The 1,407-nt window shown below is 53.4% G+C and carries 2 protein-coding genes; both read right to left on the bottom strand.

Annotated elements, in window-relative coordinates; all coding sequences use genetic code 11:
• On the bottom strand, nucleotides 1-794 hold a 794-nt coding region (locus tag NC796_RS26540), incomplete at its 3' end, for a sugar phosphate isomerase/epimerase family protein (protein ID WP_310688909.1).
• A 69-nt stretch (nucleotides 795-863) separates the two neighbouring features.
• On the bottom strand, nucleotides 864-1,407 hold a 544-nt coding region (locus NC796_RS26535; protein WP_310688907.1), incomplete at its 5' end, for a ThuA domain-containing protein.

The raw sequence follows: 1,407 nt of genomic DNA, 5'->3' as shown, positions 1-1,407 counted from the left end.
TCCCAGGGCTCGTTGTATTCTCGCCACACATTAATGGAATTGGCAAAGTCGGGATCATCCCGGGTAAATGCCTCAATGGTCAGCCACCCTTCATAGCCGATATCGGCAAGTGTGGAAAACGTCTCCTCCCAGGGCACGTGCCCCGATCCCGGCGTGCCGCGGTCGTTTTCGCTGATATGCACATGGCCAAGCACCGGTGCGGCCTTCTTGAGGGCCCCGGCCAAGCTCTTCTCCTCAATATTGGCGTGATGGGTGTCAAAGTGGGCCTTTACATTGGGGTGGTCCACCCGTTCAATCAGCCCCACCAGCTGTTCCATCGTATTACAGAGGTAGCATTCGAACCGGTTGATCGCCTCGGGCGCAAGCAGGATGTCGCCCTGGGCGGCGTATTCACCGGCCTTTCGAAGAACATCGGCACTTCGCTTGTACTCGTCCTCGTCCGGTGCTTTGTCGGCAAAAGTCGCAAAAGCCGAGTGTATCGGTCCACAGATCAGGCCGGCATTCATGTCATCGGCCCGGTCAATCGCCCATTTGATACGATCCAGTCCCTTCTGGCGAACCTCTTTTGAAGCATCGATCGGGTTCTCTTCCGGCCCAAGCACCATCACGCAGCTCATCTCCAATCCCATATCCTGAACCTGCTTGCCAAAACGTTTGTAAACCTCCTTATCCTCAATTCCTAAAAAAACTTCAATACCATCGTAGCCAATGTTCTTTAGTCGCTCAACCGTTGGCAGCAAGTCCTCCGAGACCACCGCCGACCAAGCCAGCAGATCAAATCCTACTTTCGTCATAATAAATATCTATTTAATTAACACTTACTTTTTACTATTTGTATATCCTGAAGCAGCCCGCCGGGCATGCTATTTAAAATCTGAAGGTACCATCCCTTCTTTGTGATCCCCAAATCCGAACATCGTCGGATTGTAATCTCCTATTATTTTCACATTACTTTCCTCAGGGATCTGGCTGTTCATACCAACGGCCCAGTAGCAACCATTGACAATCAAGCGGCGGAGATCTTCACTTACCAAGTCGACAGAGGCCCCCATCGTTGTGGTAAATACCCGGCCGGTGTTGCCCTGCTCACTCGTGTAGTGTTTGATCCAGGCAACCGGCATCGTCGACTGCTCCCATTGGATAGGCGTGTCAGCCGACATGCCTTCGGTGGAAAGGCCCCAGACCAGCACCTGGGCATCACCGTGAAGCTCGCGGGTCCCATAGACATCGGTGGGTCCCCAGATATCCTGCACGCCCCGCAGGATCGCATGGTTTTGCCGTTTCTTTATTCCATCGATAATAGCCCGGGTTCCTTCCTCACCGTGCGACCCATGATGGTCGATCCAGGTCTCTCCGAGGATCTGGCGCCCGAATCCATCTTCCCACCCCTTTTCGGTGCTCTGGAAA

This window comes from Aliifodinibius sp. S!AR15-10, assembly GCF_031569985.1.
Classification (GTDB): domain Bacteria; phylum Bacteroidota; class Rhodothermia; order Balneolales; family Balneolaceae; genus JAMQKA01.
This window is presented reverse-complemented; position numbering and strand designations above follow the sequence as displayed.